Raw genomic sequence first — 13,695 nt, forward strand, 5'->3', positions numbered from 1 at the left:
ACTCTCAGGTCCATCTACAGAGCGGGGAGGAACCCGAATCTTGTGGCACCCAGTGCCGCCTGAACGATGGAGTTCCTTTGACGATTCAGCGCCCACCCTCAACCGGTACCGATTCACCGCATCTTGAGCGCCAGCTCAGCAACCGCCACATCCAGCTCATCGCCATCGGCGGAGCAATCGGAACAGGCCTTTTCATGGGATCCGGCAAAACCATCTCCGCCGCCGGCCCGTCCGTCATCTTCGTGTACATGATCATCGGCTTCATGCTGTTCTTCGTCATGCGTGCCATGGGCGAACTGCTGCTCAGCAACCTGAACTACAAATCCTTCAGCGACTTCGCAGCTGACCTCCTGGGTCCTTGGGCCGGCTTCTTCACCGGTTGGACGTACTGGTTCTGCTGGGTCATCACGGGAATCGCGGACGTCATCGCGATAGCGGGCTACTCGCAGGAGCTGTGGCCTTCCCTTCCGCTCTGGGTGCCGGGGCTGATTACCATCGGCATCCTCCTGCTGTTGAACCTGGCAACGGTGAAGGCATTCGGCGAAACCGAGTTCTGGTTCGCCCTCATCAAGATCGTCGCCATCGCGGCCCTGATCATTGTTGGCCTGTTCATGATCTTCAGCGGATTCCAGTCCGAAGCAGGCCCGGCCAGCTTCACCAACCTCTGGAGCCATGGAGGCTTCTTCCCGAACGAATTCATGGGTTTCGTCGCCGGATTCCAGATCGCGGTCTTCGCTTTCGTCGGCATCGAACTGGTGGGAACCACTGCGGCTGAGGCCAAGGACCCTGAAAAGAACCTGCCCAAGGCCATCAACTCGATTCCCATCCGTGTGCTCCTCTTCTACGTGGGCGCCCTGATCATCCTGATGTCCGTCACCCCGTGGACCCAGTTCGCTGCCGGTCACAGTCCGTTCATTGCCATGTTCTCGCTGGCCGGTCTGGGCGCAGCAGCCACCATCGTCAACCTGGTGGTCCTCACGTCCGCCATGTCCTCAGCCAACTCAGGAATCTACTCCACGTCCCGCATGGTGTTCGGCCTCGCCCAGGAAGGCGATGCCCCCAAGGTGTTCGGCGCGCTCTCCGGACGCAAAGTACCCCGCAACGCACTGTTCCTGTCCTGCGTTCTGTTGCTGTCCGGCGTCGTGCTCATGTACGCCGGCCAGGACGTCGGTAAGGCGTTCGACATGGTGACCACCGTGTCTGCCGTCTGCTTCGTCTTCGTATGGTCGATCATCCTGGCCAGCTACCTGGCCTTCCGGAAGCGCCGCCCCCACCTGCACGAATCTTCGGCGTTCAAAATGCCGGGTGGAGTGGCCATGGTGTGGGTGGTGTTCGCCTTCTTTGCCTTCGTGCTGTGGGCGCTGACCACCCAGCCGGACACCCTCACAGCGTTGCTCGCCACGCCGCTGTGGTTCGTGATCCTGGGGGTCGCTTGGGCGGTACTCCGACGCCGTCCGGCCCACCTGGCCCGTTACGCGGCTTTCCAGGCCGAGCTGCGCAGTGATGCTGCCAGGGTCCAGGACCCGGAGCCGGCAAACAAGTAACCACAAGACAGGCCCCTCACGAACGAATCGTGAGGGGCCTGTCTCTTGGGGTCATGCTATGGGGCGCTTAGCCCCTCAGGCATTTCTGGTACTGCAACCATTCGATGCCGTACCGCAGCCAGCCCACAATGTCGTACCACTTGGAGGGCTTGGTGGGCGGGGTGCACTGCGGCGGGTTGGGCCCGCTCGCTGCCACCTTGACCAGGGCCTTCACTACCGTTCCGGACTCGACGGCGGTCAGCACCAGGGTGCCTGTACCTGCGGCCGCTGCAGCGGGCACCTTCACGTTGACGGTCGCCGCGCCGGCGGTCACCGGAACGTCCCCGACTGCCACGGAGGCGCCCTTGGCGTCGACAAAGACCGCCTTCAGCGAGGTGTTCGCAGGGCTGCCGATGGAGGTCAGGTTCAGCTTGGAGACCGCCAGCGTGATGGATTCGCCAGCCTTGACCTCGGCTGTGGTGGAGTTCGCCACAGCAACTGAGCGGCGTGCGAAGTCCGGCGAGACCGGGTTGTGCGTCTGGAGGTACTTGATCCAGGCGTCACGGTCCACCAGGCCCGTGTCCTTCGTGTTGCTGCCCTCCTTGAAGACCCGGAAGTTGTCACCGCCGGTTGCGAGGAAGCTGAAGGTACCGATCCTGTACTGCTTTGCGGGGTCGATCACAGCGCCATTAACCCAGATGCCAGTGATCCGATCGCCCGCCGCACGGGCGGCGTCGTAGGTGTAGTTGACGTTCTTGGACACCCCCAGCTGCTGGTACGGGCGGCTCGGGATGGTGCCGTCCGGGTTGGTCTGCCACTGCTGCTCCAGGAGCGCCTTGAACTGGGCACCCGTCAGGGATGTGGTCCAGAGGTTGTTCACGAACGGCAGGACCGCGTTGGCCTCGGCGTAGGTGATGGTTCCGTCCGGCGCGTAGTACAGCTCGTTGCGCAGGCCGCCCGGGTTGACGACGCCGATTTCCGCCGCGCCGAGTTCGGGCGCCTTGAGCGTGTCCACCAGGGAGTCCGCTACCAGGTTGCCTAGCGTGGACTCGCTCGCGCGATCGTCCCGCTTGGGGGCGCCGCCAGCGGGGTCCGGGGTGAATGCGGTGGTGATATCAGCGGTCACGGCACCTACAGGCTGGTTTCCGATTTCCGCAGCCTGGGCCAGGGCCTTGTCCACGATGGTTTTCACTGCAGCCACCCGAGGATAGGCCGCGACGAGGCTTTCAGCGGTTTCGGTGGTCCTGTCCACCACTGCTGCCTTGTAAGCGGTGACCGACTTGGTTGCCGTGTCGACGGTGAGCGTTACGCTGCCCACGTTCTCGCCATAGTTGCCGGTCTGCACGATCGGGCGGGTCTTGCCGGTGGGTTGGCCGTTGGCGTCCAACACGGGTGCGTCCCAGGCGTACTCCTTGTGGGTGTGCCCGGTGAAGATGGCCGCTACGTCTGGAGTGGTTTCGTTGACGAGCTTGGCAAACGGACCGCCCGCGGCAACTTCCTGCTCCAAAGTGGCACCCTCTGGGGTACCGGATGCGGCGCCGTCGTGGTTTTCCACGATGATCAGGTCTGCCAGCTTTTCGGCCTTGATCTCCGCGGCCACCCGGTTGATGGCCTCCACGGGATCGCCGAACTCAAGATCGGTGATGCCTGCGGGGGTTACCAGGGAAGGAACTTCCTGGGTGACAGTGCCGATGACCGCTACCTTCATGCCGTTCAGGTCCAGGACCTTGTACTCCGGCAGGACGGGGGTGGTGGTGCCCTTCTGGTAAACGTTGGCTCCCAGGTAGGCGAACTTTGCGTTGTTGCCTCCGGCTATGACGCGGTCGCGAAGGTCTGCCCAGCCGCCGTCGAACTCGTGGTTGCCCACCGCGGAAGCCTGCAGTTCAAGCGCGTTCAGGACGTCAATGGTGGGTTGGTCCTTCGCCACCGAGGAAGCGAAGAGGGAGGCGCCGATATTGTCGCCAGCGGAGATGAAGGCAGTCGCGCCGGGCGCTGCTGCCGCACGGAGCTTCTCCACCGTACCCGCGAAGAGCACCGTGTTGGTGTCGATCCGGCCGTGGAAGTCGTTGATGCCCAGGAACTGCAGGTCAACAGTGGCCGGTGCGTCCGGAGCCAGGTTCAGGCCCACCACCACGGGATCGTGGTCGCTGGCCCGGAACTCGTCCGCCGCATAGTAGTTGGTCACATTGTTGTTATACCTGCTGTATTCCAGGGCGACGGACTCCACGGAGTTGATGTTCCAAATGTCGGTTCCCGTGACAACCTTGTGGGCGGCCGGGGACGCCAGGATGTGGTCGAGGGAGCCGACCATGCCGCCGAACAGGTAGGAGTGTTTGCCGGTGCCGACCTCAAGGTCGGTGTAGCCCGCGCCGGTGAGGACGTTGATGGGGTCCTCCTTGGAGTAGGCGTTGAAGTCACCGATCAGGAAGACCTTGTCAGTGCCCGTGGAGGCCTGGAGGTCCTTGGAGAAAGCCAGCAGGGATTCGGCCTGCTTGGTGCGGGCAACGTTGGAGGCGCCCTGGCCCTTGTCGGTATCGTCCGGCGTTGCTGCGGAGCCCTTGGACTTGAAGTGATTCACGATCGCGATGAATTTCTTGTCATCGCTGCCGCCGACCGGCTTGAACACCTGGGCCAGCGGCTTACGGGCGCTGGCGAAAGCCACGGTGTCGTTGTGGATGATGGACTCGCCCAGAGGTTCGGCCGCTGCCTTTTTGTAGATGAAGGCGGTGCGGATCATGTCTTCATCGCTCAGCGGGGGAGCGTTCGCAGGCGTGCGCACGTAATCCCACACGCCGGGAGTCTTGACGTTGAGGGACTCCACCAGCTTGGACAGGGCGTCGTCGCGGTTCTTGCCGAACTGGGCCGAGTTCTCGATCTCTTCGAGGGACACGACGTCGGCGCCCGACTTGGTAATCGCGGCAACGATCTTGGCCTGCTGGCGCTCGAAGTTCTCTGCGTTGGCAGCACCGCGGGCGTTGCAGCCCTCCTTGACAGTGATCGGGTTGCCGTCGCGGTCGGTGTAGAAAACACAGCCAGCGAGTTGGTCACCCGTGGTGGGGAAGTAGTTCAGCACGTTGAAGGACGCCAGCTTGAGGCTGCCACCCACGTCTGCAGGACCTTCGGGGCGGGTGGAGGTGAAGCTTGCGGGCTGGACGGACTCAGCGTTTGCCGGGCTCAGCGCCGTAAGCGGCTGGAACTTCCACGAGTTGTTCCCGTAGCCCAGGATCACGTCGGTCTTGAACGTGGCGGGCGAGCCGACACGTACGGGGTCCGAAGGGGTCAGGTACGGCAATTGCTGGGCCTTGGTGGTGGCGTCCTTGAGGAAGTTCGTGGACGCGCCGTCGTCGAGCTTGATGCCGCGCAAGGCGTTGTCTGCCACTACTGCGGCATACTCGGGCGAGCCGTAGCTTGCCACCGCCGTCGGCTGGACCAGCGGGGACTTACCGGCCGCGAGGCCGATCTCGCCGTACTGGTTCAGGGAGTAGTTGTCCGTCACCGTGAAGTCACCCTGGGGTGAGACAAGCATGCCTTCGAGGCTTTCGCGGGCTGCCTCGTTGGCCGGCAAGGCGAACGGCGTGGACTTGACCTCGGGTGCCGCCTCGGTGAGCTTCTTCAGCCCCGCGGCTTCCACTGTGATCTGTGTTTGGTTGGCAAATTCGTTGACCACACCGGTGAGTTCCAGGTAGTCGCCCGGCTGGACGGTGGCCGCCGTCGTGGGTGAATAGACGAACAAAGCGTCCGACGCCGTCCTGGCCGCCCCTGCTGTTTCGCCGCCGGTACCGGGGGTCTGGACGTAGTAGCCGTTGAATCCGCCGGTCGCGTAGACGGCGGTGACCTTGCCGCGGGTGCTCACCGTGCTGCCGACCAATGGACTGGCCGTGCCGGTGCCTTGTACTTCCGCGATGGTCTTGATGCCCGGTTGCGGCCCAGGATCGGTGGGCGGGGTGGTGCCTCCGCCGGAGGCCGTCGGGGTAATGCTCGTACCGAGTCTGAAGTCTGCTGCGTTGGAGTCGGTGTCAACGCCGTTGGTCCGGTTGAGGCTCTTGACGTCTGAATTGCTGGCGGGAGCCGTTGCAGGCGCAGTCTCAAAAGTGTTGGACGTTCCGTAACCCAGGAGGTCGGCGATGGCGGCGTTGGCCGTCACTGAACCCGCGGGAAGTGGGGACACGGCGGTGCCCTGTTTCGCCAGGACCAGTGTCCCGGTGGTTCCGCTCGGGTTCAGGGTTCCGGAAGCCTGAACATCCGGCGTGGGGAGGGCCGGCGCCGTCGAGGAGGCGCTGTTGCTGGCCCCTTGGACCAGGAAGTAGCCCTTGGCCGGGATGCTCCCCGTCAACGGAGTGATTCCCGTTGGTGCTGCGGTAGCGGTGCCCGCCCGGTATTGCAAAGACCAGCCAGCCAAGCTGACGGGTGCGTCCGAGGAGTTGTAGAGCTCCACGAATTTGTTCTTGAAGGCCGCGCCGCTGCTTCCGCCGCTGAGATAGGCCTCGTTGATGACTACCGGCGAGGTCCCCGCCGGCGTGGCGGGATCGTCCGCCGCCATGGCCGGGACGGCCGTCAGCGGGGCTGCAAGCAACCCTGCCGACAGGGCCGTTCCCGCCAGTAATTTCCAATGGTGTTGGTGCATCCGCTCTAACTTTCATTAGGGAGCCCTGTATGGCCCTGTGGACGACGCCCACCTTCTTGTGAAGTGGGCGCTGTTCCCGGAAGTTACTCCGGGGTAAAGCTGCCTCAGACGTAGCAGAACACGAACGGATGAATGGGAAGTGGACCAGTGGTGGCCGGAGAGTGCCCGCCACCGGCCCTCTCTACTTGGCGGAGCCCTTAAGGGTCCCGGACGTAGCTGCGCCGGACGCTCCGCCGATCAGGCAGACGATCTCGCGGTCATCGGCCTTCCATGTGTCGGTAGTGGGGTAGAAGTAGGTCAGTTCCAAAGTTGATGAATAAAAGGGCACGCCCACGAAGCCTGCGAACTCGGAACTGCAATACTCTTCGGATTGCTTCTCAACCTCGGACTGACCCGGGTAGGTGTCGGCCACAATGTCCTTGGCCGCATAGGCCTCGAGATCGTGCTCTTGGTCGCAGGGGATGACGGATACGTCCTTGACCTCAGTACCGGACGGCTCAGCGATGCAGTCACCCACCTTCACTTTGAAGGCATCCGCAACAGAAGACTCGGTAGGTTTGCCGGACTCGTCCCGTTTGGCATCCCCACTGCTGATCAGCGAACATCCCGCCAGGGCTAAGGACGCCAGGCCCAACAGGGCGGTGGCTTTGATGGTTTGTGAAAAGTGCTGCAACTCAGGTCCTCGTTCCCCAGGGACCGCAGGTGGGGATCGTGGTTGCCCAATCTGCGGCCAATCAATGAGGGACCGGTCAAAGCGCCCACGCCGAACGATCCCCCAGGATCGGCGGTGGGCGGGTGGAGCCGGGCGCCCCTGGGTAGGAGGCGCCGGGCACCACCCGGAAATCAAAAGTCTAAGCGGACTGACCCGTGTCCTGGATGACCTTGAATACTGCGCCGGTGGGATCAATCAGCGTCGCCAGGCGGCCGAACGGTGTTTCTTCCGCGGCATGCATGACCGTTGCTCCCAGGGCGAGGGCTTGTTCCACCGTGGCGTCGGTGTTCTCAACCGCGAAGTAGACGCTCCACATGGACGGTACTTCGTCGGAGAGTACGCCGGCTGCATCCATGATGCCCGCCTTCGCGTTGTCTCCTGCGCCCAAGGTGGTGTAGCGGAACTCCGGGGTATCACTCATGACATTCGTGTCCCAGCCGAAGACTTTTTGGTAGAAAGACACGGCTGAGTCGTAGTCCTTGGCAAGGAGCTCATGCCACGCCGGTGAACCCGGTTCCGCAGCGACTTCGAAACCCTTCATCTGACCGAACTGCCAGGCACCGATGGATGCGCCCGAGGAATCGCCGTACATGGCCATGCTGCCTTGCTCCGGAACATCCATGGGTTCCATGTAGACCTGGCCGCCGTTGGCAGCTGCGGCCTCTGTGGTCGCCTTGATGTCGTCCGTGCGCAGGTAGGTGGACCACAGGTCCGGCATGGCGCCCATGTCAGCCTGCTTCTGCATGATGCCGGCCACCAGCTTTCCGTCCTTGGATGCGGTGATGTAGCCGCCGTACGTCTCCTCATCACCGGCTTCGTACGTCCAGCCAAAGAGGGCGTTATAAAACTCCTTGGCTTTCTCTGTATCGGACGTCATCAGATCGATCCAGCACGGTGCGCCGGGTGTGATGTCAGGCGTTGGCATAGGTCAGGCTCCTGTTGTAGTTCCGCGTTAAAGCTGCGGTTTAGGTCAGAGGTGTGGAGACAGGTAGAACACTATGCGGGGGGTCTGACAGTTTCAATGATGTTCCGGTTGCAGGTTCTCAGTTAGCCCGGACGCACTGGGACCGTGGGCACAAAAATGCCCCGGGTTTGGAACCCGGGGCATTCATTGGCGGAAGGTAAGGGATTTGAACCCTTGGTACGGGGTTACCGCACACTGGTTTTCAAGACCAGCTCCTTAGGCCGCTCGGACAACCTTCCTCGCCTAGTAGTGTTTCATAGGGAGTTGGCTGTTCCAAAACATCACGTCTGTCCGGTCCCCGCCCCGGGGCCGACAGACAAGCAAGAAACCGGGAGTTCGTCATGAAAGCCGTCTACATCTCAGAGCCAGGCGGGCCCGAAGTCCTCGAGGTCCGCGACGTCCCTGCTCCGGTCCCGGGCGAGGGCGAAGTCCTGATCGATGTCGTCGCCGCAGGCCTGAACAGGGCCGATGTCCAGCAGCGACGCGGTTTCTACCCGCCACCCCCCGGGGCTTCAGAGATCCCCGGGCTTGAAGTGTCCGGCCGCATCGCCGCCTTCGGCCCCGGCGTCACCAAGGCATTCTCCATAGGGGACAAGGTTGTTGCCCTTCTTTCCGGCGGCGGCTACGCCCAACAGGTAGCGGTATCCGCCGAGCAAGTGCTCAGGGTTCCCGACGGCGTCGACCTCATCACCGCAGCCGCGCTGCCCGAGGTTGCCGCCACCGTTTACTCCAACCTGATCATGACCGCCCAACTGCAACCAGGCGAAACGGTGCTCATCCACGGGGCAACGGGCGGCATCGGCACCATGGCCATCCAGCTGGCCAAGGCCTACGGCGCAAAAGTGGCTGCCACAGCCGGCACGGACGAGAAGGTCGGCACCGCCAAAGCCTTCCTCGGTGCGGACATCGCCATCAACTACACCGAAGAGGACTTCGCTGAAAGCCTGCGGGCGCAAAACGGTGGCAAAGGCGCGGACGTGATCCTCGACGTCGTCGGTGCCAAATACCTGCAGCAGAACATCGACGCCCTGGCCGACTACGGCAGGCTCATCGTCATTGGGCTTCAGGGCGGCGCCACAGCGGAAATCAACCTTGGCCAGCTCCTCAGCAAACGGGCGGCCGTCATCGGAACGGCCCTCCGGCCCCGGTCCGTGGCCGAGAAAGGCATCATCATGTCCGCCGTGCGCGAGTCCGTATGGCCCATGATCACCGATGGCCGGATCCGGCCCTTGGTGGCCAAGTCCTTCCCGCTGGACCAAGTGCAGGACGCGCACCGGTACTTTGACTCCGGCGACCATGTGGGCAAGGTCCTGCTTCTGCTCTGACCAGTCAATCCACCGCAGCGAGGAGTCCAATGTCCATCCGGCACAGCCTGCTGGCCCTGCTCCAGGACCAGCCGCGGTACGGCTATGAGCTGCGGGTCGAGTTCGAGGACCGAACAGGTGCCGCCTGGCCGCTGAACATCGGGCAGGTCTACACCACCCTGGACCGCCTGGAGCGTGATGGCCTGGTCAGCAAGGACGGCGACGACGGCGGAGGCCACGTCGTCTACAGCATCACTGACGCCGGGGCTGAGGAAGTCGTGGCCTGGTTCGCGGGGGCGGTTGACCGGGGTAGTCCGCCGCGGAACGAGATCGCCATCAAGTTGGCGCTCGCCGTTACCCTTCCTGGCGTGGATGCCTCGGAAGTGATCCAGTCACAACGCGAAGTGTCACTCCGTGCCCTGCAGGAACATACGCAGGCCCGTAAGGCAGTTTCCGCCAATCAGCGATCGTCCGATACTGCATGGCTGCTGGTGCTGGACTCCCTGATTTTCCAGGCCGAAGCCGAGGTGCGATGGCTGGACCTCTGTGAGGCACGGATGGTCCAGGCGCAGGGCAACGGGGGAGCGGTTTAGCGTCTTCCGGTGCGAGGGGTGCGTTTGCTGGGCGTCCAGGAATGGTCGCCCGTCGCATGGCTGTGACCGCTCACCGCGAGCCAGGGTCCCACACACGTGTACGGCCTTTACTTGTCGGTAGCAGTTGTTACTGTGCTGGAAGACACGTGGCGAAGCGGGCCCCACCGCGGTTTTCGCCACAACAGCATTTCCCATCACCGCAGCAGTTCTCAAGGAGGAGATATGGGCAAGGTTCCTGACCAAACCGGACTCGCGGAAGGACTGGATCCCACACTGCCATCGCCGGCCGTGGATGATTCCGTTAGTGAGGCTGAAGAGCGTAACTGGACCCCGGCCAAGATTGGGCTCTGGGTGGCGATTTCGCTCCTTGGGGCGGTGGCATGGTTCATGGTCGCGTTGGTCCGTGGCGAAACAGTGAATGCCATCTGGTTCGTTTTCGCCGCGGTGTGCACGTACTTGATCGGCTACCGGTTCTACTCGAAGGTCATTGAGCGGTACCTGCTCAAACCGGATGACCGCCGGGCCACTCCTGCTGAGTACAAGGCGGATGGCAAGGACTATGTCCGAACGGACCGGAACGTGCTCTTCGGCCACCACTTCGCTGCCATTGCAGGCGCCGGCCCGCTGGTGGGACCTGTCATCGCGGCCCAGATGGGTTACCTGCCGGGCACTATCTGGATCATCCTCGGCGTCGTTCTTGCCGGCGCGGTGCAGGACTATCTGGTGATGTTCTTCTCCATGCGCCGCGGTGGACGGTCCTTGGGGCAAATGGCCCGTGAAGAACTCGGTGTTATTGGCGGTACCGCAGCGCTGGTCGCCACGCTGCTGATCATGATCATCATCGTGGCCATCCTCGCGCTCGTGGTGGTCAACGCCCTCGGTGAGAGCCCGTGGGGTGTGTTCTCCGTGGGCATGACCATCCCCATCGCGTTGTTCATGGGCGTTTACCTGCGCTTTATCCGGCCGGGCAAGGTCATGGAAGTGTCCATCATCGGTTTCGTGCTCCTCATGGCCGCCATTATTGGCGGCGGTGCGGTGGCTGGCACCGAATGGGGTGCGGCCTTCTTCCACCTGGATAAGGTGACCATCGCGTGGGGCCTGATCATCTACGGGTTCATCGCCGCGATCCTGCCCGTTTGGCTGCTCCTTGCGCCGCGGGACTACCTGTCGACGTTCATGAAGATCGGCGTGATCGTGATGCTCGCGCTTGCCATCATCGTGGTCCGTCCGGAAATCACGGTCCCGGCGTTCAGCGAGTTCGCCAGCCGCGAGAACGGGCCGGTCTTCTCCGGTGCACTGTTCCCGTTCCTGTTCGTGACCATCGCTTGTGGCGCGCTGTCGGGTTTCCACGCGCTCATTTCTTCGGGGACCACCCCCAAACTGATCGAGAAGGAGCGGCAGACGCGTTTCATCGGTTACGGCGGCATGCTGATGGAGTCCTTCGTGGCCATCATGGCGCTCGTAGCAGCGATCTCGATCGATCGCGGCATCTACTTCGCCATGAATGCTCCGTTGGCCCTGACCGGTGGCACTGTTGAAACCGCAGCCACCTGGGTCAACAGCCTGGGCCTGGCCAACGTGAACATCACCCCCGATGTCTTGGCCCAGACAGCGAAGGACGTGGGCGAGGAGAGCATCATCTCGCGCTCCGGTGGTGCCCCGACGCTGGCTGTTGGCCTGGCGCACATCATGCAGCAGTTCATCGGTGGCCCCGGCATGATGGCTTTCTGGTACCACTTCGCCATCATGTTCGAGGCACTCTTCATCCTGACAGCAGTGGACGCGGGTACCCGTGTTGCCCGGTTCATGCTGCAGGACTCCATCGGCAACTTTGTTCCCAAGTTCAAGGAAGCCTCATGGCGGCCCGGTGCCTGGTTGTGCACGGCGATCATGGTGGCCGCTTGGGGTGCGGTGCTGATCATGGGTGTCACGGATCCGTTGGGTGGCATCAACACGCTCTTCCCGTTGTTCGGTATCGCCAACCAGCTCCTCGCCGCGATCGCCTTGGCCGTGTGCATGGCGATTGTAGCCAAACGGGGCACCTTCAAATGGCTGTGGATCGTCGCTGTCCCGTTGGCGTTCGCCGCCGTCGTCACCATCACGGCCAGCTTCCACAAGATCTTCTCGCCCGTCCCGGCCGTAGGCTACTTCGCCAACAACCAGGCGTTCTCCAAGGCCTTGGCTGATGGGAAGACCGAATTCGGAACGGCCAAATCGGTGGCGGCCATGGAAGCGGTAGTCCGGAATACCGCTATCCAGGGGTGGCTGTCCGTGATCTTCGTGGTCTTGAGCATCATCGTGATTCTCACCGCCCTCCTGGCCACCTTCAAGGCCATCCGCGCCGGTGGGGGACAGGGGCACGAGGACCCGGCTGTTCCGTCAAAGGTCTTCGCCCCCGCAGGGCTGATCCCCACAGCGGCGGAGAAGGCTTTGCTCGCCGAATGGAACGCCCTGCCCGCTGGGAAACGCACTGAGAAGGCCGGACACCACTGATGAACGCCATCGCCAACGGCCTCCGGGGCTTCGCGGCATACATGGGTTCGCTGATGGGTGCTGACGCGTACGCGAAGTACCTTGAGCATTTCGCTGCTACCGGTCATGCCGGTCCCGCCATGACAGAACGCGAGTTCTGGCGGGACCGGATGGACCGGCAGGACAGCAATCCGCAGGGAAGGTGCTGCTGACGCCCAGCGCTGGTGGTTGCCTGTTTCGCTACGAACGAAGTCCAAAAATGATGACTCGGACCTGGGTTCGCCCGAACCACATGAGAGTATGAACCAATGAGCGATCTGAACGACATTCAGCCCAAGGATGAGGCTTCGGACGACACCCCTGTGGAGGGCACCATGCTGGACGAGGGCGAGGCACAGGCTCCCGGCCAGCCGCAGGCTCAAGGGCAATCTGCGGACGATGCCAAGCCCAGGAGCGGTGGCCTTCACGAACTGGTGGACGAGCCCGCCAAGGTGATGCGGATCGGCACCATGATCCGGCAGCTCCTGGAAGAAGTTAAGGCAGCACCGTTGGACGATGCTGCCCGCGGACGCCTGGCAGAAATCCACGAACGCTCCATCAAGGAACTCGAAGATGGGCTTGCGCCGGAACTCATCGAGGAACTGGAGCGCATCAGCCTTCCGTTCCCGGAGGAAAAGGCGCCTTCCGACGCAGAACTCCGCATCGCCCAAGCCCAGCTGGTGGGCTGGCTTGAGGGTCTCTTCCATGGGATCCAGGCCGCCATTGCGGCACAGCAAGCCGCCAAAGAACACGCAGCGGCGCAGATGCAGCTTCGGCAGCTCCCACCGGGAACCGTCATTGCTCCGGGAATCGTTATCGGGGAAAACGGGCAGCCGCAGCGGGCCGCCGCGCCTGGCGCGCCCGGCGCTCCGCAGGGACGTCCCGAAGATCCCGACCACGGCCCGGGCCAGTACCTCTGAGCCTGGGGGTGGGTTTCTTTGGGGCCGTCCGGCAAGGGCGGAAGGACGATGTGGAACTCGGCAAGGGCCTTTGGCGCCGCGCCCACGACCGCTTCCATCGGGGATTGGACCGGTACCACCAGGTGCTTGAGGGCGTGGATGACGAGCAGTTGTACAACGAACTGGTAGTGATCGCCAATGAACTGGCCGGGTTGTCGCCGCGTGTCAGGGCTGTTTGCGTCGAGGCACAACGACGTTCGCCGAGTGACGGTCTGGACGTTCCGGGGGCGCTTGCCGGCGTCCACCGTGCGCTGTCGAAGGCCGGGAACTCGTTGGCCACCACGGCAGAGGCGGCGGCAATGTTGCGGCTGGCCGTTGGGCCGGTGCCGGTGGGTGCGCTTTCCGTCCGTCGTCGCGCGGAGTCCGTTTTCGAGCAGGTCGCTGACGCCGAGCGGGAACTTTCCAAGGACGCATAGTGTGCAGCGTGCGCAACTACAGGCGTGCGCCCTTATTCCTCGAATGCAATAGGTTAAGCGCATAGCTGATCTGCGTAACAATTGGCGCT

At 63.0% G+C, this 13,695-nt stretch carries 10 protein-coding genes and 1 tRNA gene; 7 read left to right on the forward strand and 4 right to left on the reverse strand.

Annotated elements, in window-relative coordinates:
- The first annotated feature begins 77 nt into the window (after positions 1 to 77).
- On the forward strand, positions 78 to 1,544 hold the full coding sequence (gene cycA / locus AC5RU9_RS11765; RefSeq protein ID WP_494016585.1) for a D-serine/D-alanine/glycine transporter: 1,467 nt from the start codon (positions 78 to 80) through the stop codon (positions 1,542 to 1,544).
- Between the two features lie 67 nt (positions 1,545 to 1,611).
- Here cycA and AC5RU9_RS11770 read toward each other — a convergent pair whose 3' ends face one another.
- The 4 genes from AC5RU9_RS11770 to AC5RU9_RS11785 all read right to left on the reverse strand — a co-directional run bounded on the left by AC5RU9_RS11770 (position 1,612) and on the right by AC5RU9_RS11785 (position 8,062).
- Positions 1,612 to 6,147, reverse strand: coding sequence for an ExeM/NucH family extracellular endonuclease (locus AC5RU9_RS11770; protein WP_494016586.1), 4,536 nt, complete (start codon positions 6,145 to 6,147; stop codon positions 1,612 to 1,614).
- A 181-nt stretch (positions 6,148 to 6,328) separates the two neighbouring features.
- The gene (locus AC5RU9_RS11775; protein ID WP_494016587.1) at positions 6,329 to 6,820 is read right to left on the reverse strand and encodes a septum formation family protein; all 492 of its coding nucleotides are present in this window, start codon (positions 6,818 to 6,820) and stop codon (positions 6,329 to 6,331) included.
- Positions 6,821 to 6,998: 178 nt separating this feature from the next.
- A complete protein-coding gene (locus AC5RU9_RS11780) occupies positions 6,999 to 7,784 on the reverse strand; it encodes a VOC family protein (protein ID WP_494016588.1) in 786 nt (261 codons plus the stop codon).
- A 187-nt stretch (positions 7,785 to 7,971) separates the two neighbouring features.
- A tRNA-Ser gene (locus tag AC5RU9_RS11785) sits at positions 7,972 to 8,062 on the reverse strand.
- 102 nt (positions 8,063 to 8,164) lie between these two features.
- On the opposite strand from AC5RU9_RS11785, the gene AC5RU9_RS11790 reads away from it, so the two are divergent.
- From AC5RU9_RS11790 to AC5RU9_RS11815, 6 genes are all read left to right on the forward strand, one after another.
- Positions 8,165 to 9,148, forward strand: a complete 984-nt coding sequence (locus AC5RU9_RS11790) for an NAD(P)H-quinone oxidoreductase (RefSeq protein WP_211711419.1) — start codon at positions 8,165 to 8,167, stop codon at positions 9,146 to 9,148.
- Between the two features lie 29 nt (positions 9,149 to 9,177).
- A complete protein-coding gene (locus tag AC5RU9_RS11795; RefSeq protein WP_494016589.1) occupies positions 9,178 to 9,720 on the forward strand; it encodes a PadR family transcriptional regulator in 543 nt (180 codons plus the stop codon).
- A 222-nt stretch (positions 9,721 to 9,942) separates the two neighbouring features.
- A complete protein-coding gene (locus AC5RU9_RS11800; protein ID WP_494016590.1) occupies positions 9,943 to 12,213 on the forward strand; it encodes a carbon starvation CstA family protein in 2,271 nt (756 codons plus the stop codon).
- Positions 12,213 to 12,404 carry a YbdD/YjiX family protein gene (locus tag AC5RU9_RS11805; RefSeq protein WP_494016591.1) on the forward strand — a complete coding sequence of 64 codons (192 nt, stop codon included), beginning with the start codon at positions 12,213 to 12,215 and terminating at the stop codon, positions 12,402 to 12,404. Before AC5RU9_RS11800 ends, AC5RU9_RS11805 begins: the two co-directional genes overlap by 1 nt.
- A 96-nt stretch (positions 12,405 to 12,500) precedes the next feature.
- Complete coding sequence (locus tag AC5RU9_RS11810) at positions 12,501 to 13,151, forward strand: bacterial proteasome activator family protein (RefSeq protein WP_494016592.1); 651 nt, start codon at positions 12,501 to 12,503, stop codon at positions 13,149 to 13,151.
- Positions 13,152 to 13,159: 8 nt separating this feature from the next.
- The gene (locus AC5RU9_RS11815) at positions 13,160 to 13,606 is read left to right on the forward strand and encodes a hypothetical protein (protein ID WP_211711414.1); all 447 of its coding nucleotides are present in this window, start codon (positions 13,160 to 13,162) and stop codon (positions 13,604 to 13,606) included.
- Positions 13,607 to 13,695: the final 89 nt, after the last annotated feature.

This window comes from Arthrobacter sp. B0316-5-4, from assembly GCF_059090325.1.

Bases quoted from the DNA above. Each gene is read 5' to 3' on its own strand.
- AC5RU9_RS11770 (WP_494016586.1), bottom strand. From the start codon at position 6,147: ATGCACCAACACCATTGGAAATTACTGGCGGGAACGGCCCTGTCGGCA.
- AC5RU9_RS11780 (WP_494016588.1), bottom strand. From the start codon at position 7,784: ATGCCAACGCCTGACATCACACCCGGCGCACCGTGCTGGATCGATCTG.
- AC5RU9_RS11790 (WP_211711419.1), top strand. From the start codon at position 8,165: ATGAAAGCCGTCTACATCTCAGAGCCAGGCGGGCCCGAAGTCCTCGAG.
- AC5RU9_RS11795 (WP_494016589.1), top strand. From the start codon at position 9,178: ATGTCCATCCGGCACAGCCTGCTGGCCCTGCTCCAGGACCAGCCGCGG.
- AC5RU9_RS11800 (WP_494016590.1), top strand. From the start codon at position 9,943: ATGGGCAAGGTTCCTGACCAAACCGGACTCGCGGAAGGACTGGATCCC.
- AC5RU9_RS11805 (WP_494016591.1), top strand. From the start codon at position 12,213: ATGAACGCCATCGCCAACGGCCTCCGGGGCTTCGCGGCATACATGGGT.
- AC5RU9_RS11810 (WP_494016592.1), top strand. From the start codon at position 12,501: ATGAGCGATCTGAACGACATTCAGCCCAAGGATGAGGCTTCGGACGAC.